This window comes from Pseudomonas sp. GW821-FHT07E12 (assembly GCF_058986605.1).
Genome location: NZ_JBYSVX010000083.1, coordinates 1 through 3,020 on the forward strand (window position 1 = coordinate 1; position 3,020 = coordinate 3,020).

General features: G+C 65.7%; 2 protein-coding genes. One reads left to right on the top strand and one right to left on the bottom strand.

Features of this window, described 5'->3' with window-relative positions:
• The first annotated feature begins 159 nt into the window (after positions 1-159).
• Positions 160-1,395 carry a TCR/Tet family MFS transporter gene (locus AC3WJE_RS20970; protein ID WP_493732778.1) on the top strand — a complete coding sequence of 412 codons (1,236 nt, stop codon included), beginning with the start codon at positions 160-162 and terminating at the stop codon, positions 1,393-1,395.
• Between the two features lie 107 nt (positions 1,396-1,502).
• Here AC3WJE_RS20970 and AC3WJE_RS20975 read toward each other — a convergent pair whose 3' ends face one another.
• The gene (locus AC3WJE_RS20975; protein ID WP_493732779.1) at positions 1,503-2,690 is read right to left on the bottom strand and encodes a benzoate/H(+) symporter BenE family transporter; all 1,188 of its coding nucleotides are present in this window, start codon (positions 2,688-2,690) and stop codon (positions 1,503-1,505) included.
• Positions 2,691-3,020: the final 330 nt, after the last annotated feature.

The window sequence follows — 3,020 nt, forward strand, 5'->3', positions numbered from 1 at the left end:
CTGGTGATCCTCAATGCCCGCGCTCGTGATGCCTGGGCCGGCACACCTGCGCTTGGGTAAACAAGACAGTTGCTACGAAATCACCCCACGCAGCCGCGAACCATCGCGACATATCAAACCACCGCTAAACTCCGCCAACGTCCCACCCAAGAAACCCGCATGACCTCGACCGACTCCGTCCCCGGCATGCGCCGCGCAGCGATGATCTTCATCTTCATCACCGTGCTGATCGACGTGCTGGCGTTCGGCGTGATCATCCCGGTGCTGCCGGGCCTGATACGCCAGTTCACCGGCGGCGACTACGCACAGGCCGCCGAGTGGATCGGCTGGTTCGGCTTCCTGTTCGCCGCGATCCAGTTCTTCAGCTCGCCGATCCAGGGCGCGCTGTCCGACCGCTACGGCCGTCGTCTGGTGATCCTGCTGTCCTGCTTCGGCCTGGGCGTGGACTTCCTGCTGATGGCGGTGGCGCACACCTTGCCGCTATTGCTGGTGGCGCGGGTGGTGTCGGGCATGTTCTCGGCCAGCTTCTCCACCGCCAATGCCTACATCGCCGACGTCACCGCGCCGGAAAAGCGTGCGCAGGCCTATGGCATGATCGGCGCCGCGTTCGGTATCGGTTTCGTCGCCGGCCCGCTGATCGGCGGCTGGCTCGGCGGCATCCACCTGCGCCTGCCGTTCTTCTTCGCCGCCGCGCTGGCGCTGCTGAACTTCCTGTACGGCCTGCTGGTGTTGCCGGAATCGCTGCCGCCGGAAAAACGCAGCCCGCGCTTCGACTGGTCGCATGCCAATCCGTTCGGCGCATTGAAACTGCTGCGCAGCTACCCGCAGGTGTTCGGCCTGGCCGCCGTGGTATTCCTCGCCAACCTGGCGCATTACGTCTATCCCAGCATCTTCGTGCTGTTCGCCGGCTACCTCTACGGCTGGGGCCCGCTTGAAGTGAGCTGGGTGCTGGCGCTGGTCGGCGTGTGCAGCATCATCGTCAACGTGGCGCTGGTCGGCCGCATCGTGAAAACGCTGGGCGAACGGCGCGCGCTGCTGCTGGGACTGGGCTGTGGCGTGGCCGGCTTCGTGATCTACGGACTGGCCGGCAGCGGTCGCAGCTTCCTGATCGGCGTTCCGGTCAGCGCGCTGTGGGCGATAGCCGGTCCCGCCGCGCAGGCGCTCATCACCCGGCAGGTCGGTGGCGAAGTCCAGGGACGTATCCAGGGCGCCCTGATGAGCCTGGTCAGCCTCGCCGGCATCGTTGGCCCGCTGTTGTTCGCCAACGTGTTCGCCTGGTTCATCGGCAAGCAGGCGCCCATGCACCTGCCGGGCGCGCCCTGGCTGCTGGCCGGCCTGCTGCTCGCTGCCGCCTGGGGCGTGGCATGGCGCAAGGCGGTAGCAACGCCGGCGTGAGTCGCGGTAAGACCCCATGTGTCAGGCAATATCGATGTTTCCCTTCCCCCGCATGCGGGGGAAGGTGCCCGAAGGGCGGATGAGGGCGCTTTGAAGCCGCTGTTACTTCAGGACTCGCGACGCCGCCCCAACACAAACAGCACCACCCCACCGGCAATCAGTCCCCAGAACGCCGCCCCGATGCCGGCCATCGTCAGGCCGGAAGCGGTCACCAGGAAGGTCACCAGCGCCGCCTCGCGCTGCGGCTCCTCGCGCAGCGCCACCGCCAGGCTGTTTCCGATCGTACCCAGCAGCGCGATACCGGCGATCGCCATCACCAGTTCCTTCGGAAACGCCGAGAACAACGCGGCCACCGTCGCGCCAAACACGCCAATCAACACATAGAACAGCCCGGCGAACACCGCGGCCATGTAACGTCGCGCCGGATCTTCATGCGCCTCCCGGCCCATGCAGATCGCCGCGGTGATCGCCGCCAGGTTCAACGCATAGGCACCGAACGGCGCCAGCAGCGTGTTGACCACGCCGATCCAGCCGATCGCCGGCGATATCGGCAACTCGTAGCCTGACGCACGTACCACCGCCACGCCCGGCACGTTCTGCGAAGCCATCGTCACCACGAACAACGGCAGCGCGATGCCGAACACCGCCGCCAGCGAGAGCGACGGCATCGTGAATATCGGACGCGCCAGCGCGACATGCACCTCGCCCCAGTGCATCGATCCACCGCCGGCCGCGATCGCCAACCCGGCCAGCAGCGCCGCGATCACCGCATAGCGCGCGAACAGCCTCCTGCCGACCAGATAGACCACCAGCATCGTCAGCGCCATTCCCAGTTGCGTCTGCATCGAGACGAACAGGTCCAGCCCGAACCGCAGCAGCACCCCGGCCAACATGCCCGACGCCAGCGACACCGGTACCCGCCGCATCGCGCTCGCGAACACCCCGGAAAACCCCGCCACCGTGCCGAGCAGCGCCGCCAGCACGAATGCACCGATCGCATCCGAGAGCGGAACCGCCGCCGCACTCGCGATCAGCATTGCCGCGCCCGGCGTGGACCAGGCGGTGACCACCGGGATACGCCAGCGCAGCGACAACCCGATGCAGGTCACGCCCATGCCGATGCCCAGCGCCCACATCCATGAGCCAATCTCGGCCTGGCTGGCGCCCAGATGCCGGGCGGCCTCGAACACGATGACCGCCGAACTCGCAAAGCCCACCAGGACGGTGACGAACCCGGCGGCAAGTGCGGACAGCGAAGCATCGCCGAGGATCGAAGGCCTGCGGGTCAGCGACATGAGGGCTCCTATACATATAGATAGACAAGCACCCATTTTCACCGAGCGCGGCCGCCAGCGTACGGGGGCGGAGAGCGGGATGAGCAGGTCTCCGAACCCGCATTCAAGAAAAGTGTTGACGAATTCAGGAATCCGATTAAACTGCGCAGCCCTCGACGGGAAAGGCTTTCTTCTTCGGAAGTGCCGGTCTCGGAAAGGGGTCTCGAATCAAAGACTTCCGAAACAAAGTTGTTGACGATTCGAGATTCCGCTCCTACAATGAGCGGCTTCCTTCAGGGAAAAGGCCTTCGGGTTTTGGATCGGAAGGGACGGCAAGATCCTCGGCAGCGA